The following is a 26,312-nucleotide window of genomic DNA, read 5'->3' on the forward strand; positions in this document are numbered from 1 at the left end:
CTGGGTTCCCGGGTTTACTTGAAGAACAATGCAGCAGCCAGTCGTTGGTTGATTTCAGAGCGATAGATGGCAATGGACTGATGAGCGTTCAACTCATCACGCTTTTCGTGCGATCCCCCTAAACCGCGCTGTTCGATGGTCTTCAAGTGCGCAGCAGAGAAGGCAGCTCTTGGGCTGTCAGACGCCGGGTAGTGAAAGTGCGCGTACCAAAGGACTTTGCGGGTTTCGTGATCGCGAATCTCATATTCGTCCAGATAGTCTTTGCGTGGTCCTTTCAAACGTTGATGTTCCGGCAGTGGTTTACCGATCCTATGGATGGTCACCTGGCCCATGCTGTGCAGCCATTCAACGCGGCCTGCGGTGGGCGGCTGTCGCTTGGTCATGCTGATACGGACATCGGTGCCTTTTTTGTAAAGCGCGACCGCCTCATCGTTTAGCCTTTTGGCCACGGTGACCGCCGATCCCGGGCCGCCTTCGGTGGAGTTGCTATCGGTCAGGGCATTTTCGATGGTGTCCGCTGCCGCATCCATTCGGCGGGCCTGCTGATGAAACATCTCCTCGATTTCCAGCGGAATACGTCGATCGGCTTTTGAGTGGGCCTCGGTACGTCGGATGAAAGATTCCAGCTGTGTCAGTAACGATTCACCGTTTTGCACGCTGACCGTCAGCGTTGGAGGTATGACGGGGGGTACGGCCGTTTTTACCGACTCATGCTCGACCCAGACACCGGGCGTTTTCTCATGGAATGTAGCGATCACTTTCCCGGTGAGTGGGGAGGTCACGTCGACCAGATCGGTGTCGGTAGAGTTTGCGCGCGTTCGGGACTTGCCGACGACGGCGCCTTTGAAACGCGTTTTGATGAGGCGATGCGGGGCCATTGCCGGTCGCGATGGGCCAGGCACCGGTTCGAGGGTCTTGCGTTCAAGCAGCAACCCCGACAGGTGATTCACGGCGCGTTCATTGAACGCTTCGATACGCTGACGCATCAGGTCCACTGACGGTTGCAGCAATTGCCCGGGGTACTCGTCGGGCAAGTCGAGAATACGTTGGTCGATGGTTGCGAACTGCTCCACCAGATCGCTGAAGCCCTCAATCCGTTCGGGTAGCGACAGGGGATTTTCCTGGGCGAGGTCCAGCGACGACTGGATGGTGAGGCCCGCGTCTTCGACAAGGCTTGCCAGTGCCCGACGGGCAGGTTCGGTGGTGACTGTGCCGGTGTCATTAAGACAGAGCTCTTGAGCGAGGCTGACCTGAAACAGCTTCAGGTCGTGCAGGTCGAAGCTGGGTAGTCCTCGCGTGTATTCCCTGGCGGTTTCGGTGGCTTCTCTGCCCAGCCGTTTCAACTCGTCGATCCGGGCCTGGGCAAATTCGATTTTGTCGATAAACCTCTGGGTCAGGTCGCTGGTCTGTTGATGAGTCTGGTGTCGTGTCAGGGTGGATTCGTTCATTGGCTCTGCGTCAAGCAGGGCCAATGAGCGACGCATGCAGGTGCCAAACACCGTGTTTTGTCGATGGAACCACATCTGCGTCAGCAACAACTGTTGATCCAGGCAACTGACCAGGACCGCGCGGTAGTTGATGATGGACTCCAGTGTGTTGAATGCCTTGAGCTGTTCAATGTAGACGCCGTAGACGGCGATCTGTTTTTCCAGTGTTTCTATCAGTCTGCGTCCATTGGGATCATCGATTCCCGCAGGGAGAGAGACAGCCGCTTTCTCTGCGGTTTCGAGTGCAGTCCTCAATACCGCTTTGTTCGAATCGAAGGTTTCCAGCTGCTTTCGCAATTCGTTTTTTCGCCGGGTATTTTCCTGCATCAGCGCTTTTCGGCTACGGCCTCCGCCGCGCAACCTCAGACGTGTGTCGACGACCCACTGTCCCGTCGCGGTACGGGTCAGCAGGGGGCCAGTCCCTGATGGGGACTGACGGGTATCGATGATTTGCACGAATTCGTTGTCGTCGACCATGACTTCGAACCAGCGCTGGCCAACCTGTGCGTACCATTTTTGGTTGAACGGGCTCAAAAAACGATGGGGGCCGATTTGGGTCGAGGGGGCTGAAAGGCCTTCAGGTTTTGCAATGGACAGCCCGTCCAGCAGGGTCACCAGGCTCGTTCGCGCCAGGGCGCCTTGGGTGTAAACGCTGGACTTGTGATTCGCTGGCAGCCGCTGAGCGGTGATATCGGGTAGCCGGATCACGGTGATTGTCGGCCTTGGTATGGGCTGTTGCTTCAGCGTCAAAGCCTGCTTTTCAATGGCGCGACTTGTCGTGTGGCGCGTCGCGGCGTAATGGGCCAGGACCATACCCAATGACAGGAACAGGTCGGTCAATGCCGTCCATGCATCGCCACTGTCACCTTTCTGGCTGGCTTCATTTGCTTGATCCAGGTCGCTCATGATTTGCCAGATCCAGGCCGCACTGGCAGCCGTTTTGCCCAGAAATGGCAGTGCAATGTTGAATAGCACCCACGCCCCTTGCTTGAGGGTCTGCCAACGACTTTGTGCATTGGAGACCGACTGCCGGTCTGCCAGGGTGATCATCGCGTTGGCATTGGCGGTGAACACGGCTGACAGGGAGAGTGGCGCCAGTGGCACTGCCGCCAACCTGACGGCCCTAATCATGCCGAGGACCGATGCTGGATCAACCAGCCATTGCGACAGTGTCCAGACGGAAGGCAACTGGCCGGGAAATACGTACTGTGAGTAGTTGAAGCGCACATCGTCCGGCAACCAGGCCAGCACGGATTGGCGAAGCGTCTGGTTATGTTTGATTGCATACAGCAGGTTGGTTTCGCGGGGATATTGCAACAGCGGGGGATCAAGCAGCGGACGAAAGAGCAGGCAGGGCCCCTTGTCGGCGAGACGTGGGCCGATGACGAACATGTTGGCAACCTCGTCAGCCTTGTTGCCCGTGCGCCCCCCCGGAATGAACGCCAGCGGACGAATGATGATTTCCTGGCCGTCCACAAAGCGGTCGCCGGGCTTTTCCTGCATCGCCGCGACCACGAATCGGTACCCCTGATCATCGATGCCTGCTTCACCACGAATTTTGTGCTGCAGCGCCTGAAGTGGCAGCTGGATGCGCAGATGGCTGGCGAACAGGTTTTGCCGACGTTGTGTTTCCTTCGCGTCACCGAGTAGTTTTTGCTTGATCAGCGCGGGATAGGTTTCACCGATGTCGACCTCGGTGACCAGCTTTTCCAGGTAGTCCGGTGTCATCCAGGACTCAACGGCGCTGCCATCGGTACGGCGCACGGTCTTGTTGCCCAACGGCACGGCAATCAGGTTCTGCAGGGCCAGATCGATCAACGACAGGGTGACGGTTTCGGTTTTTCCCGGTACCGCGATGGCGCTCAGGATCACTTGGCTGGTAATGCTGAGTTCGATCGTTTCGAGCCTGGCGTCCGTCGCCTCCGGGTGATCTTTCAGCACCTGGTCTTTCAGTGCTTGCAGCGTAAATACCGGGAGCGGTGGAATGTCATCCAGAAAGGATTTGCCGCCGTGTTGCTCCCGAAGTTGAGCCAGGTCCATCAAGTGTCGGCTATAGCAGGTCAGGTCCGCCGGTTGAGCACTGAGCAGCCACTCAGGCAGCAAGCGCTCGATCCGGCTGAAGCGCCCTTCGTCAACGTTTTTGCGGTTTCTGGCAGCCGTCATGGCTTGATGCGCAAGACCACCGTTGGTGACGGTGCCTTGAAGCTGGCCGATAGCGGCGACTTCGAGAGCAATCAGCGCACAGGCTTGATGGTCGAAAAAGTGGCCAGTGGGTTCATACAAACGCCATTGAAAAGTACGCGAACCCGATGTGGATGCAACGCGTGCGGACAACGTTTCACTGAATGCTTGTAGTGAGTCGTAACGCTTGAAGCCCTCGGTGATCGAGTGGCTGATCACCAGCGTGCGCGTACCCAGCGTACCCACCAGCACGGCCACATCCAGTACCCACAGATGTTTGTCCGGCTCATCGATGTCGATCAGGCAGGCCCTCGATGTATAGGCGTCGTTGCGGTTTCGGCTGGTTTTATCCGGGTTGTTGAACAAGGCGAGCGCCATGGCCTTTTCATCCTCATCCCAGTCTGAAACCTGCTCGATGTTCCAGAGGTTGCGCAGTGAGCCTGAAAGTTGATGCCAGCGTGGTGTTTCGTCTTCTGTTGGCTGGTTCCAGTAATCAAGCTGCTGCTCTTGATAGGACACGAACAGTAGCGGGATCAATTTGTTGATCAACAGGCCAATGTCGTCGATCTTGACGGGCAACTGGATCGCCGATTCCACCCCTGGTTGCAGGGTCAGGAAGTGTTCCCCGTCGATGTAGGTCGCGGTCTGCGCCGACAGCGTGAGCCGCACCAGTGCGTCGGTCAGTGACTCGTATCGATGTGGGCCGGACGTGACCTGGTCGCCGCTGACCGTCCAGGTTGGCGTCACGACCATGGCCTGGACCGGGTCGATATCAAGGCTTGGGTACGCGGCGTCGAGCACGGTGCGCAGTGCGTTCGACGCCACTTCCCTGAGCGAGGGGCCAGTGACCAGTTGGGTCAATACATCTTCGGGGCAGGTGGACGAGGTGTCGGGCATGGCCATTTCCTTTGTGCCGATGAGGACGCGGGCCACTGGGCCGCGTTGTATCGGGGCAAGGTAGAGGGCTGTCGAAGGTGAAAGGTGGTAGATAGTTATTGCAGGCAAAAAAAGACCCGCTTATTGGCGGGTCTTCCATTTCATCAATGTGTCAGGTGCCTGACTTGATCTTGGTCCAGGCCCGTGTCCGCGCACGTTCGGCATCGCGCGGCAGGGGTTGCAGGGTGTACAGCGTGCTCATCGCCGTTTCGGTCGGGTACAGGTTCGGATTGTTGCGAATCGCCGGGTCGACCAATTCCGTGGCGTCCTTGTTCGGGTTCGGGTAGCCGACGAAGTCGCTGACCGGCGCAATCACTTGCGGCTGCAGCAAGTAGTTGATGAAGGTGTAGGCGTCTTCCGGATTCTTCGCACCTTTGGGGATGGCGAGCATGTCGAACCAGATCGGCGCACCTTCCTTGGGCAAGCGCATGTCAACGATCACACCGTTCTTGGCTTCCTTGGCGCGGTTGGCGGCCTGGGAGAAGCTGCCGGAATAACCGACCGCGACGCAGATGTCGCCGTTGGCAATGTCGGCCATGTACTTGGACGAGTGGAAGTAAGTGACGTACGGGCGGATCTTCATCAGCAGCGCTTCAGCCTTGTCGTAGTCCGCAGGCTTTTTGCTGTTGGGGTCCAGACCGAGGTGTTGCAGGGCCAGCGGCAGGATCTCCGACGGTGAGTCGAGCAGGGCGACGCCGCATTGCTTGAGCTTGCTGATGTTCTCTTCCTTGAAGATCAGATCCCAGCTGTCCACCGGCGCGTCGGCGCCCAGTGCAGCCTTGACCTTGTCCGGGTTGAAACCGATCAGGATGGTGCCGTACATGTACGGCACGGCGAACTTGTTGCCCGGATCGTTGGCCTCAATCAGCTTCATCAGCTTCGGATCGAGGTGGTTCCAGTTCGGCAACTTGCTGCGATCCACTGGCTGGAACACACCGGCTTCGATCTGCTTGGCGAGGAACACGTTGGACGGCACCACGACGTCATAGCCGGAGTTGCCGGTCAGCAGCTTGGCCTCCAGTGCTTCGTTGGTGTCGAAAATGTCGTAGACCAGTTTGGTCTGGGTGTTCTGTGCCTTGAAGTCTTCCAGCGCCTTGGGGGTGATGTAGTCGAACCAGTTGTAGACGCGCAACGTTCGTTCTTCAGCATGAACCGCACCGCTGAGCACCGTGGCGCACAGAGTGGGGATGATAAAACGCTTGAGTCTGTTCATTGTTCTAATTCCTCAGTGGGCGCTTTCAAAACCTTCGAGAACGTTGACGGCATTGATGCCGATTTCTTCTACCGCGTAACCGCCTTCCATCACGAACAGAGTCGGCTTGCCGAGGCGCGCGATGCGCTCGCCCATGGCCAGGTAATCCGGGCTGTCGAGTTTGAATTGGGAGATGGGGTCGTCCTTGAACGTATCGACGCCCAGGGAAACCACGACAATGTCAGCGCCGTACTTTTCGATCTCTTGGCAGGCCTGATCCAGGGCTGCGCTCCAGGTGTCCCAGCCGCTGCCGGCGGGCAACGGGTAGTTGAAGTTGAAGCCTTCCCCCGGGCCTTCGCCGAATTCGTCTTCATAGCCGAGGAAGAATGGAAATTCCGCTTCCGGGTGGCCGTGAATCGAGGCGAACAGCACGTCGCTGCGCCCGTAGAAAATCGATTGGGTACCGTTGCCGTGGTGGTAATCGACGTCGAGGATCGCGACCTTCCTGTGGCCCTGATCGAGGAACGCTTGAGCGGCGATGGCGGCGTTGTTGAGGTAGCAATAACCACCCATCAAATCGCTGGCAGCGTGATGTCCCGGTGGGCGGCACAGCGCGAAGGCACTGCGCGCTCCACGCTGGATTTCGGCTTGAGCGGTCAACGCCACTTGCGCTGCGCTGTACGCCGCTTGCCAGGTACCGGCCGTGATCGGTGCGCCGCCGTCGAAGCTGTAATAACCGAGCTGGCCGTGCAGGCTGGTGGGGATGATCCGGCGCAAGGTGCGGGCCGGCCAGGTGTAGGGCAGCAAATCGCCGTCGGTGTTGAACTCGGTCCAGCGTGCCCAGGCACCTTTGAAAAAATCGAGGTAGTCGCGACTGTGAATGCGCGCGATCGGCTCAAGGCCGAAATCTTGCGGTGCTTCGACCGGGCCCAGATTCTGCTTTTGCACGCGTTGCAACACATGGTCGGCGCGCGACGGCATCTCAAAGCACGGCTTGAGTTGCCCGTCGATCAATTCGCAACGGCCATGGTGAAGGTGGTGATCGTCTGAGTAGATCGTCAGCATTTTCTTGTTCTCCGCAGGCTGATTCGGTTGATCACAGTCTTGCGGGAGGCGGGGTTTGAGAGAACGGCAGGAAAGGCCAAAAGGGGATAAATATGGCCAAAAGGTTTGACCGAAATTCGCCCCTTAATGGCGCGACGACGCTTCAACATTGGGCTTGGAATGCCAAATCTGTGGGAGCGGGCTTGCCCGCGAAAGCGGTGGTCCAGTCAATGGAGATGCGTCGAATGTACTGGCCTCTTCGCGGGCAAGCCCGCTCCCACAGGGGTTATCGGTGTGGCCTGAACTGACTCGGCGCCACGCCGCTCCAGCGCACAAACGCATGGCGGAAACTCGCGGTCTCGCTGAACCCCAATGCCTCGGCAATCCGGTAGATCGGTAGTTGATCCTCGCAGAGCATTCGCTTGGCCTGTTCGAACCGCAGCTCATCGAGCAGTTCCTGATAGCTGCATCCCAGGTCCTTGAGATGTCGTCGCAAAGTACGCGCCGAACAATTCAACTGTTCGGCCAGACCGTCCAGGCCCGGTGCCGCGCTCAACTGGGTGGCGAGGAGTTGGCGGATACGCCCCAGCCAGGCCTGACGCCCGGTGAATTCGGTGTTTTGCTTGCGGCAGCGTTCGGCCATGGCCTGGTGGGTAATGGCGTCGGCCAGCGGCAGGGGCTGATCCAGCCAGCTTTTGTCGAAAGCAAAGGCGTTGGACGCGGCGTCGAACTGCAAGGGGCAGTCGAAACGTTCGGTGTAGCGTGCCTGATAGTCCGGTGCCGAGTACTCGAAGCGTGCGCCCAGTAGCGGCAAAGGTCGGCCGAGCAGGTCTTCGCAGGTGACTTTCATCGACACCAGGCAAAATTCCACATTGAAGGGTGCCAGTGCCGGGTTTTCCCGATAGTCGCCAGCGGTGAGCCAGATGCGTTCGTTATCTTCTTCCAGGCTCAGTTCGAACAGTGTTCCCAGCAGCGCCGGATAGTGCAGTGCCAGTTGCAAGGCGTCACCTAAAGTGGCGCTGGTGAGTAAGGCGTACCCGAGCATGCCGTAGGACGAAACGTGCATTCTCCGGCCCAGCTCCAGGCCAATGTCGTGGCGTAACGCGACAGCATTGGCGCACACCAGCATCTCTTGGTTGGTCGTGATACGCGTGTCCGCCCGACTCAGGTCTGCCGCGCTGATACCGCTGCCGGCCAGTAATGCCTCGCTGGAAAGGCCTTCGGCCTTGAAGGTGTTGAGCACCAGAGAGACAGCGTTGAGGGTGGTGAGGTGGGAGTGGAGCATGGGGGGCGTCCAGCCGTGGAATGGCTGGAACGCAGCAAGTTATATGCCGAGCGAAGGACCTGTAGGAGCCGAGCTTGCTCGCGATAGCGGTATTTCAGTCGAGTTCAATGGTGACTGACATACCGCTATCGCGAGCAAGCTCGGCTCCTACAGGGGTGTGTGTGGTGTCAGATGAGTTCGCCGCAGAGGTCGAGTTCTACAAGGCGCCGCACTTCAGCGGTGTCGAGCCCGGCACCCAGTAAGCCATGCAACTTGCCGAACGCCGCTTCACGGGTCATGCCGCCACCTGAAAGCACACCCACACCACGCAACCGACTGCCAGCCTCGTAAACATCCAGCTCGACGCCACCTTCATGGCATTGGGTGACGGCTACAACCACAACACCCTTGTCCCGCGCCCGTTCCAGGCTGGCGAGGAACTCTGGATTGTCGCTCGGCCCGGTGCCGCTGCCGTAGCACTCCAGCACCAGGCCTTGAATGCCGCTGTCGAGCAGGCCGTCCAGTATCTCGGCGCCGATGCCGGGGAACAGCGGCAGCACAGCGACTTTCGCCAATTGCTTGGGTTGGTTGTAGGTCAGCGGCGCCGGTATGGAAGAAGCCTTCTCACCGCCACCCTGACGCGCCAGCCGCTTGAACGGATGACGCCCGAAACTACGCACCTTCGCGCATCGGGTCGGGTCCAGCAGTTCGCCATGGAAGTACAGATGAACGCCCGGTGCCAGGCCATGACCGAGGGCAACCAGCGCACCGCTGAGGTTTTCCCAGGCATCGCTGTCGGTCACACCGGCTGGCAGCATCGAGCCGGTAAAGCACACGCGGGCATGCAGGCCGAGCAGCTGAAAACTCATGGCCGCCGCACTGTACGCGAGGGTGTCGGTGCCGTGCAGGATCAGCACGCTGTCACAGCCCAGCACATCCACTGCCTCCACCACGGCTTCGCGCAGCTGCTGCCAATACGCGGGAGTCATGTTGGCGCTGTCGATCAGCGGCGACATCTCGCGAAAGCGCCACTGCGGCACCACCAGCTCAGGCTGGCTGTGCAGGTATTCACGCATCCGCGCTTCGAAACCGGACGCCGGGGCAAGGCCGTGGGCGCTGGCTTGCATACCGATGGTGCCACCGGTGTAGAGCACCATGACGTGTTGGGCGGCAGGGTAGGTCGAGGAATTCATGGCGGTTCTCCGAAAACGGTAACGGTGTGGGAGTGAGCCTGCTCGCGAAGGCCGCGACGCGGTCTGGCCGGCTCAGCACCCAAACAACATACGACCGAGCATGACGCCGGTCGCACGTTGTGTCACGTCGGGCGCAGGGGATGCGCCCGGTTTTTTTACCGGTCAGCGTTGCGCTGCGAGTACGCCTTGCGGCTCGGTTGTTGCTGTCGGCGCTGGCGCTGGCGGGTTGGCTGGCCAGGCTTTCAGGTCGAGGTCCAGGTCGGCGAATTTGCTCGAATCGAACACTGGCGTCTTGATCCCGGCAGCACGCTGGTCGTCATAGTCACGCAGGATGCGCATGCCGACCTTGAACAGCAGGAACAACGCGATCAGGTTCACGAACGCGAGCATCGTCATGGTGATGTCGGCGAAGGCGAACACCGTGCCCAGGTTTTCGATGGCGCCCCAGAAGATCAACGCCAACACCAATGCACGATAGCCAATCAGTGCCTTGCGGTTTTCACCGATCAAAAAGCGCAGGTTGCTCTCGCCCAGGTAGTAGTTGTAGAGGATCGAGGTGAACACGAACAACGACAAGGCCACGGAGATGAAAATCCGCCCCCAGTCACCGACGACGGCGGCCAGCGAGTTCTGGGTCAGGGCAATGCCATCGCCTTCGAAGCCCGGGGTGTAGAAACCCGAGAGCAGGATCAGCAACGCGGTGCAGGTGCAGATCACGAAGGTGTCGAGGAACACGCTGAACGCCTGGACCACGCCTTGTGCCACCGGGTGCTCGACCGAGGCCACGGCCGCCACGTTCGGCGCACTGCCCAGGCCCGCTTCGTTGGCGAACACGCCACGCTTCACGCCCATGACGATGGCGCTGCCGATCAGGCCGCCAAACGCCTGGTCGAGACCGAAAGCGCTTTTGACAATGGTGATCAACATGCCGGGTACTTGATCGAATTGCAGCACGATCACATAGATAGTCACGCCGATGTACACCAGGGTTTTCACCGGTACCAGCAAGTCGGCGACCTTGGCGATGCGTTTGATCCCGCCGACGAACACCAGCCCCAGCAAAACGGCCAGCGCAATGCCGGTGTAAGTGGTGTCGAAGCCGAAAGCGTTGTTCAGCGAGTGAGTCACGGCGTGGGATTGCAGGCCGTTGAAGGCAAACCCGAAGGTCACCAGCAACAGGAACGCCATGATCATGCCCAACCAGCGTTTTTGCAGGCCATGCTGAATGTAGTAGGACGGGCCGCCACGGTAGGTGCCGTCGGAGTCGCAGCGCTTGTAGAGCTGGCCGAGGGAACATTCGAAGAAGCTGCTGGACATGCCGACCAGCGCGGTCACCCACATCCAGAACACCGCACCGGGGCCACCCAGGGTCACGGCAATGCCGACACCGGCGATGTTACCTGCGCCGACGCGGCCGGCGAGGCTGAGCATCAGGGCCTGGAACGAACTGAGTTGCCCGGCGCTGCTTTTGAGGCTGTCGCGGAACACCGCGAACATGTGGAAGAAGTGACGCAATTGAACGAAACGCGAGCGGATCGTGAAGTAGCTACCGAGCCCGACAATGAGCACGATCAGTACTTTCCCTGAGAGGAAGTCGTTAATGACTTCGAGCATGGATTATTCCTCGCTGTTTTTTATGTAGGCAAATGTTGGGCAGGCAGCAACATCGAGTTACACCGCTGTGCGCGTGGCACAACAGGTGAGGCACGTGTTCGTCCCGGTCCCCTATCGCAGGTTTGTTATTAGTTCGGGTTTCGCATGGGTTTGGGCCTCGTTACCGACGACCGCTCATGCGAAGAGGGGCGGCACTATACCGATGAGTGTGCCGTCCGTCTGCACAGTTGTGGTGCAAGCGATCACGCGAAGCCTTTGAAACACCTGACATTTTTGCGCCAGGTTATGTGGGAACTGCTTTTCTGTGGGAGCAAGCTCGCTCCCACATTTCTCAGTCTCCAGACATTCATTTGCTGCCAAAAAGTTAAAAAAAAGGGCCTGGGGATTAAATCCCCAAGCCCTCAAAAGGTGAGAGGTGTCTAGTCCCTCGACCTGGTGAGCGGTGCTACAAGTAACGCGTCGGTTCAGGCTTTAAGCGGAACCAGACGCGGAGCAATCATGTTTTCCGGGCGCAGGATGTCGGCGAGCATGGCGTCGTCGAGCAAGCCTTCTTCGCGCACCAGTTCCAGTACGCCACGGCCGCTTTCGAGGGCGATACGGGCGATACGGGTGGCGTTTTCATAGCCGATGTACGGGTTCAGCGCAGTCACCAGGCCGATCGAGTGCTCGACCAGTTCGCGGCAACGTTCTTCGTTGGCCGTGATGCCGGTGATGCAGTGCTCGCGCAGCATGTCCATGGCGCGTTGCAGCAGACGGATCGAGTCGAAGATCTTGAAGGCGATCAGCGGCTCCATCACGTTCAGTTGCAGTTGGCCGCCTTCGGCCGCGATGGTCAGGGCCAGGTCGTTGCCGATGATCTGGAACGCCACTTGGTTGACCGCTTCCGGGATAACCGGGTTGACCTTGCCTGGCATGATCGAGCTGCCTGGCTGACGCGCCGGCAGGTTGATTTCGTTGATGCCGGTGCGTGGGCCGCTGGACAGCAGACGCAGGTCGTTGCAGATCTTCGACAGTTTGACCGCGGTGCGCTTGAGCATGCCGGAGAACAGTACGAAGGCGCCCATGTCGGACGTGGCTTCGATCAGGTCGGCGGCCGGTACCAGCGGTTGACCGCTGATCAGTGCCAGGCGCTGAACGGCCAGGTGCTGGTAACGCGGGTCGGCGTTGATGCCGGTACCGATCGCAGTACCGCCCAGGTTCACTTCGGTCAGCAGTTCAGGCGCCAGCGTTTTAAGGCGCGCCAGGTCTTCGCCCAGGGTCGTGGCGAAGGCACGGAATTCCTGGCCCAGGGTCATCGGCACGGCGTCTTGCAGCTGGGTACGACCCATCTTCAGAACGTGGCTGAATTCTTCACCTTTGGCGGCGAACGACTGGATCAGGCTGTCGAGGCTGGCCAGCAATGCGTCGTGACCCAACAACAGACCCAGGCGGATCGCGGTCGGGTAGGCGTCGTTGGTCGACTGCGCCATGTTCACGTCGTTGTTCGGGTGCAGGTATTGGTACTCGCCCTTCTGGTGACCCATGGCCTCCAGCGCGATGTTGGCGATGACTTCGTTGGCATTCATGTTGGTTGAAGTGCCAGCGCCGCCTTGAATCATGTCGACCACGAACTCTTCGTGGAAATCGCCGCGGATCAAACGTGCACAGGCTTCGCTGATGGCAGCGTGCTTGGCTTCGCTCAGGTGACCCAGTTCGCGGTTGGCGTCAGCGGCGGCCTGTTTGACCATGGCCAGGCCGACAACCAGCTTCGGGTAATGCGAAATCGGAACGCCCGAGAGGCGGAAGTTGTTCACCGCTCGCAGGGTCTGGATGCCGTAATACGCTTGAGCAGGTACTTCGAGTACGCCAAGCAGGTCTTTTTCTGTGCGGAAAGATGCAGCGGAGGACATGATAGAAATCATCTCGATATGGACCCGGTCTGTGCCGGAACACTGCAAATGCTAGGCTTGTGGAGAATTTTGGGCCAATGCTGTTAAACACTAGCCTATGCACATTCGGCATAATGCCCATGTGACGCCGCGTGTGCGGCGAGCGTGTGACCTAAATTGGTGCGTGTCCGGGAGGGCGTGATGAACCTTGAAAGTAAATGGCTGGAGGACTTCAGCGCCCTGGCCGCCACCCGCAGCTTCTCCCAGGCTGCGGAACGACGCTTCGTGACACAACCGGCGTTCAGCCGGCGAATCCGCAGCCTTGAAGCCGCGCTGGGGCTGCAACTGGTCAATCGCTCGCGCACGCCCGTCGAGCTGACGGCGGCGGGGCAATTGTTTCTGGTGACCGCGCGGACTGTGGTCGAACAACTGGGCGAAGTGCTGCGTCATCTTCATCACCTGGAAGGTGGGCAGGGCGAGGTGATGCAGGTCGCCGCCGCTCACTCCCTGGCGCTGGGTTTCTTTCCGCGCTGGATCGCGCAATTGCGCAATGAGGGGCTGAACATCGCCACGCGATTGGTGGCGACCAACGTTGGCGACGCAGTGCACGCATTGCGTGAAGGTGGCTGCGATTTGATGCTGGCGTTCTATGACCCCGACGCTGCCTTGCAGATGGACCCGGAGATCTTTCCATCCCTGCACCTGGGTCACACCGAGATGCTCCCGGTGTGCGCGGCCGATGCGGACGGCAAACCGCTGTTCGACCTGGAAGGCGAGGGCAGTGTGCCGCTGTTGGCCTACAGCGCCGGCGCCTTTCTCGGTCGCTCGGTCAACATGCTGCTGCGCCAGCGGGCGCTGCGGTTTACCACGATCTACGAAACGGCCATGGCCGACAGCCTGAAAAGCATGGCGCTGGAAGGACTGGGCATTGCCTGGGTGCCGCAACTCAGCGTGCGCGCCGAACTGGCTCGCGGCGAACTGGTGGTCTGCGGCGGCCCGCAATGGCATGTACCACTGGAGATTCGCCTGTACCGTTGCGCCTTGGTGCGCAAGGCCAACGTGCGATTGTTGTGGCGCAAGCTTGAAAGTGGCGCAGCCCAAGGGACAACCAGCTAACGATGCCTTTGTAGGAGCACAGCTTGCTGGCGATGGCGACTTACAGGACGCCATCGCCAGCAAGCTGTGCTCCTACAGGGGCGGGGTTTATGGCAAGTCTGTCTGCTGACCTGAAAGTCAATAAAACCGGGCTTTTGCGCCGTATGACAGATGGTCGTAACAGGGGCTGTTTATCTGCGTCATTGCGGTATACTGCGCGGCCTTCGGCCGGTTCGCCCGGCCATAATTCGTACATCAAGCCACGCATTTTGCGTGGCTTGTTGTTTTTTGACGCGCCTGCGGGCGCCCAGAGAGAAGAGGCACGACGATGAGTGCACTGGTTGGCGTGATCATGGGCTCCAAGTCCGATTGGTCCACCCTTAGCCACACCGCCGATATGCTGGAAAAGCTCGGCATTCCTTACGAGGTGAAAGTGGTCTCTGCCCACCGCACCCCGGACCTGCTGTTCCAGTACGCCGAAGAGGCCGAGGCCCGTGGCATCGAGGTGATTATCGCCGGTGCCGGTGGCGCGGCCCACTTGCCAGGCATGTGTGCGGCCAAGACCCACCTGCCGGTGCTGGGCGTGCCGGTGCAGTCGGCGATGCTTTCGGGCGTCGATTCGCTGCTCTCCATCGTGCAGATGCCAGCGGGTATCCCGGTGGCGACCCTGGCCATCGGCAAAGCTGGCGCGATCAACGCCGCGCTGCTGTCGGCGAGTATCCTGGGCGCCAAGCACCCGCAGTTCCACGACGTGCTGAAAACGTTCCGTGCTGAACAGACAGACAGCGTCCTGGACAATCCAGACCCACGCATCGCCTGAGGTTGTTGACGATGAAGATCGGTGTAATCGGTGGCGGCCAGTTGGGTCGCATGTTGGCGCTGGCGGGCACCCCGCTGGGTATGAATTTCGCTTTCCTGGACCCCGCGCCGGATGCTTGCGCAGCCGCGTTGGGCGAACACCTGCGAGCCGATTACGGCGACCAGGACCACCTGCGTCAGCTGGCCGATGAAGTCGATCTGGTGACCTTCGAGTTCGAAAGCGTCCCGGCTGAAACCGTGGCGTTCCTGTCGCAATTCGTCCCGGTCTACCCAAGCGCCGAAGCCCTGCGCATTGCGCGGGATCGCTGGTTCGAGAAGAGCATGTTCAAGGACCTGGGGATTCCAACCCCGGCGTTCGCCGACATTCAGTCGCAAGCCGACCTGGACGCCGCCGTGGCCTCCATCGGCCTGCCTGCCGTGCTGAAAACCCGCACCCTGGGTTACGACGGCAAGGGCCAGAAAGTCCTGCGCAAACCTGAAGACGTTGTCGGCACGTTCGCGGAACTTGGCAGCGTTGCTTGCCTGCTGGAAGGCTTCGTGCCGTTCACCGGCGAAGTCTCGCTGATCGCTGTGCGTGCCCGCGATGGTGAAACCAGGTTCTACCCGCTGGTTCACAACACCCACGACAGCGGCATCCTCAAACTGTCCGTGGCCAGCACCGACCACGCGCTGCAAGCCTTGGCTGAAGACTACTCCAGCCGCGTGCTCAAACAGTTGGATTATGTCGGCGTGATGGCGTTCGAATTCTTTGAAGTCGACGGTGGCCTCAAGGCCAACGAAATTGCCCCGCGCGTACACAACTCCGGGCACTGGACCACTGAAGGCGCCGAGTGCAGCCAGTTCGAAAACCATCTGCGGGCCGTTGCCGGCCTGCCGCTGGGTTCGACGGCCAAAATCGGTGAGAGCGCGATGCTCAACTTCATCGGCGTTGTACCACCGGTTGAGAAGGTGATCGCGATTGCCGATTGCCATCTGCACCACTACGGCAAGGCGTTCAAGACCGGTCGCAAGGTCGGTCACGCCAACCTGCGCTGTGCGGACCGCGAGACGCTGGCGGCACAGATCCTCAAGGTCGAAGCGCTCATCGCCGAATAGTTTCATGTGGCCGCGGCGGAACCATTCAGGGGCCGCCGTTCTCTCATGGCAGGATGCCAAAGTCTGACTAGGCTTTGGGCATATCCAAATCATTCAGAGGGAAATGCCATGGGAATTATCGGAACCATCTTTATCGGCTTGATTGTCGGCCTGCTGGCTCGGTTCCTGAAACCAGGCGATGACAGCATGGGCTGGATCATGACCATCCTGCTCGGTATCGGCGGTTCACTGGCGGCCACTTACGGCGGCCAGGCTCTGGGCATCTATCAGGCCGGCCAAGGCGCGGGCTTCATTGGTGCGCTGGTCGGCGCCGTGGTGTTGCTGGTGATCTACGGCCTGATCAAAAAGAACTGATCCAAAGCGACAAAGCCCCCTCTGCGCCGCACGCAGAGAGGGCTAGAATGCTCGGCGACTTATCACCCTTCCTTTACCGAGCACCTCAATGCGCCGTCTTCTGTTGACTCTCCTTTTTCTGGGCAGTGGTTTGGCCCATGCCGGCGAACTGCCGGAAACCGACTGGCTCGAACTGATGCCCAAGTCGGACCAGAAAGCCCTCGAGGCCATGCCCGAAATCGACCACAACTCCCCGGAAGGCGACGGCACGTTTACCGCCAAGGGTGGCATGAAACAGAGCAAAGGCTTGCCGGCGGTGATGTATTCGACCAAAACCGTGCCGTCCATGAATGACAAGAACATCCGTATCGGTGGTTACCCGGTGCCGCTGGAGTCCGATGCCAAGGGTCGCAGCACGCTGTTCTTCCTCGTGCCGTACCCGGGCGCCTGCATCCACGTGCCGCCACCGCCACCCAATCAGTTGGTGCTGGTGCGTTATCCGAAGGGGCTGAAGCTGGATGACATCTACACACCGCTGTGGGTAACCGGCACGCTGAAGATCGAGACGGTCAACAACGACCTGGCCGACGCGGCGTATGCGCTGGATGCGGCGAAAGTGCGGGTGGTCAAAGAGTCGGATTTGTAACGCGCCAGTAAGCCTGACAACGATCAACTGTGGGAGCGAGCTTGCTCGCGATGAGGCCATAACATCCAACATCAATGTTGCCTGTTATATCGCCATCGCGAGCAAGCTCGCTCCCACATTGGTTTTGCAGTGTTAGAGGGATTTGCTAGCGATGCTCACGCCGAGGGTATGACTGGCACCCGGCGCCAGTGTCACCACATCATCCATCACATTCGCTGTCTCGATGCACAACATGCGCTGCCAGCCATCGTCGGCCATGTCGCTGAACGCTGCCGCGCGTTCAATCCAGGGATTCCAGATTACTGCGTTGCGCGAGTTTTGGCTGGTCAGCTCGATGCGACGTTCCCAGGCCGGGTCGACGATACTCAGCAGAGGCGGGGTGTCGAGGTAAATGCGATCGGTCTCGCCGGTAAAGCGAAGATCACCGTGCTGTTCCTTGGTTTTCCAGTCTTCCAGCGTTTCTATGTAGCTCAAGCCAGCCACCCCTTCGACCTGCACGTTGCGCACATCGCTGACCGCGAAATAGCTGTGCAGTGCCTGGCTGAGGGTGACGGTGTCAGTGCCCTGGTTATGGCTGGTCAGGTTGATGTGCAGTTGCTCATCCAGGCGAATGCTCAGCTTCAAGTCCACCTGGTGAGGCCACTCCGCAAAGCCACCTTCAGGGTAGGGCAGCAGGAATTCCACCTTCAGGCTTTCGCCCTCGGTTTCGATGCCGCCCAGTTCCCAATCCATCGCCCGGACAAATCCGTGGGCCGCGGGCGGCTCGCTGCTGACGCGCATCGCCTGGACGCTCTGCGGGTTGCGTGCAAGGTTACCGAACCACGGCCAGCACACCGGCACGCCGGCGCGGATGCTTTTGCCGGTCTTGAACACAGCCTCGTCGTTGAGCCAGATCAGCGGCGGTTGGCCGGCCAATTGATAACTGAGGATGTGCGCACCTTGCTGGGCAACCAGCAATTCGGCCTGACCGTGGCGGATACGCCAGCAGTTCAGTTCATCCAGTTTCACGGCTTCAACGTTGGGCGTGTTCATGGGACAACTCTCGATCGGGAACAATGACTGCAATGGACCGCAAAACCGCCGCAGCGTTTAACGCGCGCGGGGCGGAACCGAGCGAGTGCGGCCGCTGCCGTCGATGGCGACGAACACGAACACCGCTTCAGTCACTTTACGCCACTCACTGGACAGCGGGTCGTCGCTCCAGACTTCGACCATCATCTTGATCGAGCTGCGGCCGATTTCCAGGGCCTGGGTATAAAAGGAGAGCTGAGCGCCCACCGCCACTGGAACCAGGAACGCCATACGATCAATCGCAACGGTGGCAACGCGTCCACCAGCAACCTTGCTGGCCATGGCGGTGCCGGCCAAATCCATCTGCGCCACCAGCCAGCCGCCGAAAATATCGCCGAAGCCGTTGGTTTCGCGAGGAAGCGCGGTGATTTGCAGGGCCAGGTCGCCTTGCGGGATTGGATCTTCTTGTTCGAGCTCTATCATGCCGGGGGTGCCTCTGACCCGTGACTCTTCATTGGTACTTCAGGTGAATAGCCGCTTTCAAGAAAAACGATTCAGCCCCGAACATACTACGTTCGTCACGTTTTTCGTAAGGCGCCTAAAGGGAAACTCTGCGAAATCGACTGGTAGAGCCAGCAGCGTCTTCGCACAGCAACCCTTTCAAATTGTTGCCAGATCGCGAGTATATCGGTCGGTAGACTCCGAGACGACCGTCCGGTTCTCATTTTGGCGGTCAAAACCGCACCTCTATGTGCTTTTTCGAACAATTTGCTATCGTGCCGGACCTGTCCAAGCCTCGGCCAGCGTTGTTGAGGTCGCAGATCCGACTATAAGAGAAGCCTTGCCATGACCACAGCGCCTTCGAGCATCGCGCAGCCAGCTCAACCCGCACGACCGTTGACCCGCAATGATTACAAGACTTTATCGCTGTCTGCCCTGGGCGGTGCGCTGGAGTTCTACGACTTCATCATCTTTGTGTTCTTCGCCACGGTGGTCGGCAAACTGTTCTTCCCCGCTGACATGCCCGAGTGGCTGCGTTTGATGCAGACCTTCGGCATTTTCGCCGCCGGCTACCTGGCGCGGCCGTTGGGCGGCATTGTCATGGCGCATTTCGGTGACCTGCTGGGGCGCAAGAAAATGTTCACCCTGAGCATTTTCATGATGGCGGTACCGACCCTGATCATGGGGCTGCTGCCGACCTATGCGCAGATTGGTCTGTGGGCACCGATCCTGTTGCTGCTGATGCGGGTCATTCAGGGCGCGGCGATTGGTGGTGAAGTGCCAGGCGCCTGGGTATTTGTTTCCGAACACGTACCGCAGCGCCATATCGGTTACGCCTGCGGCACCCTGACCAGCGGCCTGACGGCGGGCATTTTGCTGGGCTCCCTGGTCGCCACGGCCATTAACAGCATTTATACCCCGGGCGAAGTGGCCGATTACGCCTGGCGGATCCCGTTCCTGCTGGGCGGTGTGTTTGGCCTGTTCTCGGTGTACCTGCGCCGCTGGCTGCACGAGACCCCGGTATTCGCCGAGCTGCAGTTGCGCAAGGCGCTGGCTGAAGAAGTGCCGCTGCGGGCGGTGTTGCGCGACCATCGTGGGGCGATCCTGATCTCCATGCTGCTGACCTGGCTGCTGTCCGCCGGCATCATCGTGGTCATCCTCATGACCCCGACCGTGCTGCAGACCGTCTACCACTTCGCGCCGACCACTGCATTGCAAGCCAATAGCGTGGCGATCGTGTTCCTGAGCCTTGGGTGTGTGGCGTCTGGCGCCTTGGCTGACCGCTTCGGCGCAGGCCGGGTGTTTGTGTTTGGCAGCGCCTTGCTGTTGATGAGTTCGTGGACCTTCTATCACAGCCTGTTCAATCATCCGGACTGGTTGTTCCCGATGTATGCCCTGACCGGTCTGCTGGTCGGCACCATCGGCGCGGTGCCGTATGTGATGGTCAAAGCCTTCCCGGCGGTGGTGCGCTTCAGCGGGCTGTCGTTCTCGTACAACCTGGCCTACGCGATTTTCGGTGGCTTGACGCCGATGGTGGTGACGTTGCTGCTGAAGGAGAGCCCGATGGGGCCGGCCTATTATGTGGCGATCATTTGCGGGGTCGGGATTCTGGTGGGTGGGTATCTTTGGAAGAAGGGGCGTTAAGCCGACTTTTTTATCGACTGGACTGGCCTCATCGCGAGCAAGCTCGCACACACAGTGGATCTTCGGTGACCACAGAACCAATGTGGGAGCGAGCCTGCTCGCGATTGGGGACAACTCGAATCATCCAGTTAAAACTCAGATGCTGGCCTTTCATCCAATTGTCATATTTCAGCCATAGAGTGTTCACACGGCCTGCTGATACTTGGCCCCGACTAACAACTCTATCTGCTAGGAGTAAGGCATGAAACTGAAGCGTTTGATGGCGGCAATGACTTTTGTCGCTGCTGGCGTTGCGACTGCCAACGCGTTCGCCGCTGTTGACCCGTCGATCCCGAGCTACACCAAGACCACTGGTGTGTCGGGCAACCTGTCCAGCGTCGGCTCCGATACCCTGGCCAACCTCATGACCCTGTGGGCTGAGAACTACAAGAAAGAATACCCGAACGTAAACATCCAGATTCAGGCCGCTGGCTCCGCCACCGCGCCACCTGCGCTGACCGAAGGCACCTCTAACCTGGGCCCGATGAGCCGCAAGATGAAGGACACCGAACTGGCTGCCTTCGAGCAGAAGTACGGCTACAAGCCAACCGCTATCCCGGTTGCCGTGGACGCCCTGGCGGTGTTCGTGCACAAGGACAACCCGATCCAGCACCTGACCATGGAACAAGTCGACGCGATCTTCTCGTCCACTCGTCTGTGCGGCGCTAAAACCGACGTGAAAACCTGGGGCGACCTGGGTGTGACCGGCGACCTGGCCAACAAGCCGGTTCAACTGTTCGGTCGTAACTCGGTATCCGGCACCTACGGCTACTTCAAAGAAGAAGCCCTGTGCAAAGGCGACTACAAGCCAAACGTGAACGAACAACCAGGTTCGGCTTCGGTCGTACAGTCGATCAGCTCCTCGCTGAACGGCATCGGTTACTCGGGCATCGGCTACAAAACTGCTTCCGTGAAGACTGTGGCCCTGGCCAAGAAAGGCAGCACTGACTTCATCGAAGACACCGAAGAAAACGCACTGAACGGCAAATACCCGCTGTCGCGTTTCCTCTACGTTTACGTCAACAAAGCTCCGAACAAGCCTCTGGCCCCGCTGGAAGCCGAGTTCGTGAAACTGGTTCTGTCCAAACAGGGCCAGGAAGTTGTCGTGAAAGACGGTTACATCCCACTGCCAGCCAAAGTCGCAGCCAAAGCTCTGGCTGACCTGGGTCTGTCGGAAGGCGGCGCTGAAGTCGCAAAAAAGTAACACCCTGATCCGGGGCTAGCCCCGGATCTGTAGGAGCAAGGCTTGCCCGCGATGGCGTCGACACATTCAGCAATGATGTGACTGGAAAGACCGCTATCGCGAGCAAGCTCTGCTCCTACAACGGCTCAGGGTTACCACGCAGGTGACCCGGCCCCCCCAAATTCCCGGTCTGCTGCCAGTTCCCACAGGCAGCGGATTTGTCGCGTCACTGCGCTGTCATCTTTCTGTCATACAGGATCGCTAGGGTGTGCGAATGAATGATCTGGCCAATTCCACCATGACTAATAATCCCCCCAAGCGAATTGATTTCAATACGCCTGAGCTGCAACGCAAGCGTCGCATTCGCGCGCTCAAAGATCGCCTGACACGTTGGTACGTCCTGATTGGCGGCCTCGCTGTCCTCGGCGCGATCACGCTGATTTTCTTCTTCCTTGGCTACGTCGTCTTGCCCCTGTTCCAGGGTGCCAACCTGACGACCAAGGACGCCATCACGCCTGCCTGGATGCAAGATGCCGGCAAGCCGTTGATGATCTCCCTCGAAGAACAGAACCAGGTCGCCATGCGGGTTTCCGACAAGGGCCAGGCACTGTTCTTTGATATCGACAATGGCGCTGAACTCAAGCGCGTCGATCTGCCGATCCCGGCCGGTGTCAGCGTAACGTCCATCGGTGAAGACCAGCCAGGTCACCCGTTGGTCGCCGTGGGCCTGTCCGACGGTAAGGCACTGGTGTTCCGTCACACCTATAAAGTCAGCTACCCGGATGGCAAGAAAACCATCACGCCAGCGGTTGAATACCCGTACGGCGAGACGCCGATTGCACTGAACGAAGCCGGTGGCGCGCTGGAACACATCAGCCTCAACGCCAACGATTCGACGCTGATGCTGGTGGGCGCAACCGGTTCACAACTCAATGTTTTGTCGCTGACCAGCGAAGAAAACATGATGACCGGTGAAATCACCAACGAGCAGAAGCGCATCGACCTGCCACAGATGAACGAGCCGGTGAAGAACATCTTCGTCGACCCGCGCCAGCAGTGGCTGTATGTGATCAACGGGCGTGCCCAGGCCGACGTGTTCAGCCTGCGCGACAAGAGCCTCAACGGTCGCTACAAGTTGCTTGAAGACGGTGAAGCGCAAATCACTGCCAGTACTCAACTGGTGGGCGGTATTTCGCTGATCCTCGGCGACTCCAAAGGTGGTCTGGCCCAGTGGTTCATGGCGCGCGACCCCGATGGCGAGCTGCGTCTGAAGCAGATCCGTACTTTCCAGATGGGCACCACGCCTATCGTTGAAATCAGCGCTGAAGAGCGTCGCAAAGGCTTCGTTGCCCTCGACGCCTCCGGCAAGCTCGGCGTGTTCCACAGCACCGCCCACCGCACCTTGCTGGTGGACCAGGTCGTGGAAGGCCAAGGCCTTTTCGGTCTGTCGCCACGCGCCAACCGCATCATCGTCGAAGAGGGCGGCAAGATTCAGCCGCTGTTGCTCGACAACCCGCACCCGGAAGTATCGTGGAGCGCGCTGTGGAGCAAGGTCTGGTACGAGAACTACGACGAACCTAAATACGTCTGGCAATCGACCGCCGCCAACACTGACTTCGAACCGAAGATGAGCTTGTCTCCGTTGACCTTCGGTACTTTGAAGGCCGCGTTTTACGCGATGCTGTTGGCCGCACCACTGGCCGTCGCCGCTGCGATCTACACCGCGTACTTCATGGCACCAAGCCTGCGTCGCAAGGTCAAGCCGGTGATCGAGCTGATGGAAGCGATGCCGACGGTGATCCTCGGTTTCTTCGCCGGCCTGTTCCTCGCACCGTATGTAGAAGGGCATTTACCGGGTATCTTCAGCCTGCTGATGCTCCTGCCGATCGGCATTCTGGTGGCGGGCTTCGTCTTCAGCCGCCTGCCTGAGTCGATCCGCCTGAAAGTGCCGGACGGCTGGGAAAGCGCGATTCTGATCCCGGTGATCCTGTTTGTGGGCTGGCTCTCGCTGTACATGAGCCCGTACATGGAAACCTGGTTCTTCGGCGGCGACATGCGCATGTGGATCTCCCACGACCTGGGCATCACCTACGACCAGCGCAACGCACTGGTGGTCGGCCTGGCCATGGGCTTCGCGGTCATCCCGAACATCTACTCCATCGCCGAAGACGCCGTGTTCAGCGTGCCTCGCGGGTTGACCCTCGGCTCCCTGGCCCTCGGTGCTACGCCGTGGCAGACCATGACTCGCGTGGTGATCCTCACCGCCAGCCCGGGTATTTTCTCGGCGCTGATGATCGGCATGGGGCGTGCGGTCGGTGAAACCATGATCGTGTTGATGGCCACCGGTAACACCCCGGTCATGGAAATGAACCTGTTCGAAGGTCTGCGCACACTGGCCGCCAACGTCGCGGTGGAAATGCCGGAGTCGGAAGTCGGCGGCAGCCACTACCGCGTGCTGTTCCTCTCGGCGCTGGTGCTGCTGTTGTTCACCTTCGTCATGAACACCCTCGCAGAACTGATTCGTCAGCGTCTGCGCAAGAAATACTCGTCGCTTTAAGCAAAGGTAGAAGTCTGTGAAACAGAACTCCCTGAATGGATGGTTCAAGAGCGGCGCCCCCGGCGTCTGGATCAGCGGTGGCGCGGTGTCCATCGCTGTCATCATGACCATTGGCCTGCTGGCCGTGATTGCCGTGCGCGGTCTGGGGCACTTCTGGCCGGCGGACCTGATCCACGCCAGCTACGACGTACCGGGCCAGGCCAATCACCTGGTCATTGGTGAAGTGGTACAGAAGGAAGAAGTTCCACGCGAGCGCCTGAAAAGTGCTGGCCTGCCGGTGCCCGATCAGGGCCCGGAGTTCATGACGCGGGAGCTGATCAAGGTCGGCAACCGTGACTTGAACGGCAACGACTTCACCTGGGTCGTCGGCGAGTGGCTGACCAATCAGAAGACGCCGCCTGAGCTGATGACCATCGAGCGTCGCGAGTGGGGCAACTTCTACGGTTACCTGGTCAACGTCAAACAAGACGGCAAAGTCATCGCTGAAGGCGAAGCGGGCTGGCCTGAGCTGCAAGCGCGTGTTGATCGCGTGAATAAACTCGCGGCACAGCTCAAGACCCTGGAAAAGGTCGACATCGGCGCGATCAACTCGGGTCTGGAACGCATTCGTTTGCACGGTCGCAAACTGGAACTGGCCGGCAAGCTGGACGCCGCTGCGCAAGCCGACATGGACGCCGAGCGCGCTGAGCTCAATGCACGTTATCAAGACATTGAAGCCCGTCTGAATGACTTGCACGCCCAGTTCAACCGCGACAGCCTCACCGCCCGCGACGCGAACGGCAAGGAAATCGAAATCAGCATCGGCAAAGTGGTTCACGCCTACCAGCCGAACGCCATGGGCACTACCACCAAAATTGGCTTCTACTTCAGCAAGGTCTGGGAATTCCTGTCCGACGACCCACGTGAAGCGAACACCGAAGGCGGGATTTTCCCGGCGATTTTCGGCACCGTGATGATGACATTGATCATGGCGATGATCGTGACGCCGTTCGGCGTACTGGCGGCGGTTTACCTGCGTGAATACGCCAAGCAGAACACGTTGACCCGGATTATCCGGATCGCCGTGAACAACCTGGCCGGTGTACCGGCGATCGTCTACGGCGTGTTCGGCCTGGGCTTCTTCGTCTATGTGCTGGGTGGCTCGGTTGACCGGCTGTTCTTCCCTGAAGCCTTGCCGGCACCGACCTTCGGTACGCCGGGCCTGCTGTGGGCCTCGCTGACCCTGGCGTTGCTGGCGGTGCCAGTGGTGATCGTGGCAACCGAAGAAGGCCTGGCGCGAATCCCTCGCACTGTGCGTGAAGGCTCGTTGGCCCTTGGCGCAACCAAGGCAGAAACCTTGTGGAAGATCGTGCTGCCGATGGCCAGCCCGGCGATGATGACCGGCATGATCCTCGCCGTGGCACGCGCCGCCGGTGAAGTGGCGCCGCTGATGCTGGTGGGTGTGGTGAAACTGGCGCCGTCGCTGCCACTGGATGGCAACTATCCGTACCTGCACCTGGACCAGAAGATCATGCACCTGGGCTTCCACATTTATGACGTCGGCTTCCAGAGCCCGAACGTCGAAGCCGCGCGGCCGCTGGTGTACGCCACGGCGCTGCTGCTGGTGCTGGTGATCGCGACATTGAACCTGTCGGCGGTGTACATCCGTAACCACCTGCGCGAGAAATACAAAGCGCTGGACAGCTGATCGCCGTCACAAAAATTGAAAGTGCTGCTGGCCTCGGTGCCAGCAGCTCACTGAACCGAATTTGTTAGCACAGGGAGCCTCCCATGCAGCACGAAGCACACACCCACGGCATAAACATGTCGGCACTGGGTCGCGACAAACAGAGCCTGAACCTCGAGCAGGAAACCGTGGCCATTGAAGTGCCGGGCCTGAGCCTGTTCTACGGCGAAAAACAAGCGCTGTACGACGTCAGCATGAACATCCCGAAACAGCGCGTGACCGCCTTCATCGGCCCGTCCGGCTGCGGCAAGTCCACGCTGCTGCGTACTTTCAACCGCATGAACGATCTGGTTGACGGCTGCCGTGTCGAAGGCGCGATCAACCTCTACGGCAGCAACATCTACCGTAAAGGCGAAGACGTGGCCGAGCTGCGTCGCCGTGTCGGCATGGTGTTCCAGAAGCCGAACCCGTTCCCGAAGACCATCTACGAAAACGTGGTTTACGGCTTGCGCATCCAGGGCATCAACAAGAAGCGTGTACTCGACGAAGCCGTCGAGTGGGCATTGAAAGGCGCTGCCCTGTGGGACGAAGTCAAAGACCGTCTGCATGAATCGGCACTCGGCCTGTCCGGTGGTCAACAGCAACGTCTGGTCATCGCTCGCACCATCGCCGTGGAACCGGAAGTGCTGCTGCTCGATGAACCGTGCTCGGCACTCGACCCGATCTCCACGCTGAAAGTCGAAGAGCTGATCTACGAACTGAAATCGAAATTCACCATCGTGATCGTGACCCACAACATGCAGCAAGCCGCGCGGGTTTCCGACTACACGGCGTTCATGTACATGGGCAAACTGGTGGAATTCGGCGACACCGATACCCTGTTCACCAATCCGGCGAAGAAGCAGACCGAAGACTACATCACCGGTCGTTACGGCTAGGAAGCC

At 59.6% G+C, this 26,312-nt stretch carries 19 protein-coding genes; 10 read left to right on the forward strand and 9 right to left on the reverse strand.

Going from position 1 to position 26,312, the window contains the following annotated elements:
- Window positions 1-14: 14 nt before the first annotated feature.
- The 7 genes from BMS17_RS12270 to aspA all read right to left on the reverse strand — a co-directional run bounded on the left by BMS17_RS12270 (window position 15) and on the right by aspA (window position 12,800).
- Entirely contained in the window at window positions 15-4,565 is a 4,551-nt protein-coding gene (locus tag BMS17_RS12270) for a dermonecrotic toxin domain-containing protein (protein WP_077431004.1), read from the reverse strand.
- Window positions 4,566-4,716: 151 nt separating this feature from the next.
- Entirely contained in the window at window positions 4,717-5,817 is a 1,101-nt protein-coding gene (locus tag BMS17_RS12275; protein ID WP_046030780.1) for a polyamine ABC transporter substrate-binding protein, read from the reverse strand.
- A gap of 12 nt (window positions 5,818-5,829) precedes the next feature.
- A complete protein-coding gene (locus BMS17_RS12280) occupies window positions 5,830-6,861 on the reverse strand; it encodes a histone deacetylase family protein (RefSeq protein ID WP_077431005.1) in 1,032 nt (343 codons plus the stop codon).
- 265 nt (window positions 6,862-7,126) lie between these two features.
- Window positions 7,127-8,125 carry an AraC family transcriptional regulator gene (locus tag BMS17_RS12285; protein WP_077431006.1) on the reverse strand — a complete coding sequence of 333 codons (999 nt, stop codon included), beginning with the start codon at window positions 8,123-8,125 and terminating at the stop codon, window positions 7,127-7,129.
- A gap of 167 nt (window positions 8,126-8,292) precedes the next feature.
- Window positions 8,293-9,297 (reverse strand): asparaginase, encoded by a 1,005-nt coding sequence (locus tag BMS17_RS12290; RefSeq protein ID WP_077431007.1) that lies wholly within the window; start codon window positions 9,295-9,297, stop codon window positions 8,293-8,295.
- A 162-nt stretch (window positions 9,298-9,459) separates the two neighbouring features.
- Entirely contained in the window at window positions 9,460-10,911 is a 1,452-nt protein-coding gene (locus tag BMS17_RS12295; protein WP_077431008.1) for a sodium:alanine symporter family protein, read from the reverse strand.
- 464 nt (window positions 10,912-11,375) lie between these two features.
- Window positions 11,376-12,800 carry an aspartate ammonia-lyase gene (gene aspA / locus BMS17_RS12300; protein ID WP_027926288.1) on the reverse strand — a complete coding sequence of 475 codons (1,425 nt, stop codon included), beginning with the start codon at window positions 12,798-12,800 and terminating at the stop codon, window positions 11,376-11,378.
- Between the two features lie 180 nt (window positions 12,801-12,980).
- On the opposite strand from aspA, the gene BMS17_RS12305 reads away from it, so the two are divergent.
- The 5 genes from BMS17_RS12305 (at window position 12,981) to BMS17_RS12325 (ending at window position 16,767) form a co-directional block, all read left to right on the forward strand.
- Window positions 12,981-13,895 (forward strand): LysR substrate-binding domain-containing protein, encoded by a 915-nt coding sequence (locus tag BMS17_RS12305; protein ID WP_046030769.1) that lies wholly within the window; start codon window positions 12,981-12,983, stop codon window positions 13,893-13,895.
- A gap of 307 nt (window positions 13,896-14,202) precedes the next feature.
- Complete coding sequence (gene purE / locus BMS17_RS12310; RefSeq protein ID WP_007942709.1) at window positions 14,203-14,694, forward strand: 5-(carboxyamino)imidazole ribonucleotide mutase; 492 nt, start codon at window positions 14,203-14,205, stop codon at window positions 14,692-14,694.
- Window positions 14,695-14,705: 11 nt separating this feature from the next.
- A complete protein-coding gene (locus tag BMS17_RS12315) occupies window positions 14,706-15,788 on the forward strand; it encodes a 5-(carboxyamino)imidazole ribonucleotide synthase (RefSeq protein WP_077431009.1) in 1,083 nt (360 codons plus the stop codon).
- A 108-nt stretch (window positions 15,789-15,896) separates the two neighbouring features.
- A complete protein-coding gene (locus tag BMS17_RS12320; RefSeq protein ID WP_008030708.1) occupies window positions 15,897-16,142 on the forward strand; it encodes a GlsB/YeaQ/YmgE family stress response membrane protein in 246 nt (81 codons plus the stop codon).
- A gap of 88 nt (window positions 16,143-16,230) precedes the next feature.
- Window positions 16,231-16,767 carry a DUF3299 domain-containing protein gene (locus tag BMS17_RS12325; RefSeq protein ID WP_046030764.1) on the forward strand — a complete coding sequence of 179 codons (537 nt, stop codon included), beginning with the start codon at window positions 16,231-16,233 and terminating at the stop codon, window positions 16,765-16,767.
- A gap of 132 nt (window positions 16,768-16,899) precedes the next feature.
- Here BMS17_RS12325 and BMS17_RS12330 read toward each other — a convergent pair whose 3' ends face one another.
- Both BMS17_RS12330 and BMS17_RS12335 read right to left on the reverse strand, forming a co-directional pair.
- The gene (locus tag BMS17_RS12330) at window positions 16,900-17,799 is read right to left on the reverse strand and encodes a D-hexose-6-phosphate mutarotase (RefSeq protein ID WP_077431010.1); all 900 of its coding nucleotides are present in this window, start codon (window positions 17,797-17,799) and stop codon (window positions 16,900-16,902) included.
- Between the two features lie 57 nt (window positions 17,800-17,856).
- A complete protein-coding gene (locus BMS17_RS12335) occupies window positions 17,857-18,261 on the reverse strand; it encodes an acyl-CoA thioesterase (RefSeq protein WP_007942704.1) in 405 nt (134 codons plus the stop codon).
- 363 nt (window positions 18,262-18,624) lie between these two features.
- Here BMS17_RS12335 and BMS17_RS12340 point away from each other — a divergent pair, with 363 nt between their 5' ends.
- From BMS17_RS12340 to pstB, 5 genes are all read left to right on the forward strand, one after another.
- Window positions 18,625-19,923, forward strand: coding sequence for an MFS transporter (locus BMS17_RS12340; protein WP_046030760.1), 1,299 nt, complete (start codon window positions 18,625-18,627; stop codon window positions 19,921-19,923).
- 241 nt (window positions 19,924-20,164) lie between these two features.
- On the forward strand, window positions 20,165-21,166 hold the full coding sequence (locus tag BMS17_RS12345; RefSeq protein ID WP_046030758.1) for a phosphate ABC transporter substrate-binding protein PstS: 1,002 nt from the start codon (window positions 20,165-20,167) through the stop codon (window positions 21,164-21,166).
- Between the two features lie 253 nt (window positions 21,167-21,419).
- Window positions 21,420-23,702 carry an ABC transporter permease subunit gene (locus tag BMS17_RS12350; RefSeq protein ID WP_046030756.1) on the forward strand — a complete coding sequence of 761 codons (2,283 nt, stop codon included), beginning with the start codon at window positions 21,420-21,422 and terminating at the stop codon, window positions 23,700-23,702.
- 16 nt (window positions 23,703-23,718) lie between these two features.
- A complete protein-coding gene (pstA, locus tag BMS17_RS12355; RefSeq protein WP_046030754.1) occupies window positions 23,719-25,389 on the forward strand; it encodes a phosphate ABC transporter permease PstA in 1,671 nt (556 codons plus the stop codon).
- Between the two features lie 83 nt (window positions 25,390-25,472).
- On the forward strand, window positions 25,473-26,306 hold the full coding sequence (gene pstB / locus BMS17_RS12360) for a phosphate ABC transporter ATP-binding protein PstB (protein WP_008018291.1): 834 nt from the start codon (window positions 25,473-25,475) through the stop codon (window positions 26,304-26,306).
- Window positions 26,307-26,312 lie beyond the last annotated feature (6 nt).

The sequence above is a fragment of the Pseudomonas sp. C9 genome (assembly GCF_002000165.1).
Classification (GTDB): domain Bacteria; phylum Pseudomonadota; class Gammaproteobacteria; order Pseudomonadales; family Pseudomonadaceae; genus Aquipseudomonas.